The sequence below is a fragment of the Anoxybacillus sp. LAT27 genome (assembly GCF_022030075.1).
Classification (GTDB): domain Bacteria; phylum Bacillota; class Bacilli; order Bacillales; family Anoxybacillaceae; genus Anoxybacillus; species Anoxybacillus kestanbolensis.
Map to the genome: position 1 here is coordinate 1 of NZ_JAIWYK010000101.1, position 315 is coordinate 315.

Consider the following 315-nt stretch of genomic DNA (forward strand, 5'->3'; position numbering starts at 1 on the left):
GGACGGTGCGCCAGGAGCGATGCGCCGCCTGCAGGTCGGCCAGACTGCCCAGGGAGGCAATCTTCCCCGCCTTCATAATCGCGATCCGCGTACAGATTTTTTCCACCTCATGCAGGTTGTGCGAGGTCATGAATATGGTTTTCCCCTGCTTGTGCAGCCTGAGCAGCAGCTGCTGGATCTGCAGCGCCGACTCCACGTCCACGCCGGAGGTCGGCTCGTCGAGAAACAGCAGCTCCGGATCGCCCGCCAGCGCCTGGGCGATGCCCAGCTTCTTTTTCATCCCGAAGGAAAACGTCTTTGCCTTTCGCCCGGCGT

At 61.9% G+C, this 315-nt stretch carries 1 protein-coding gene; it reads right to left on the bottom strand.

Annotated features, from left to right (window positions below):
- On the bottom strand, nt 1–315 hold a 315-nt coding region (locus tag LD028_RS08690; protein ID WP_237811576.1), incomplete at both ends, for an AAA family ATPase.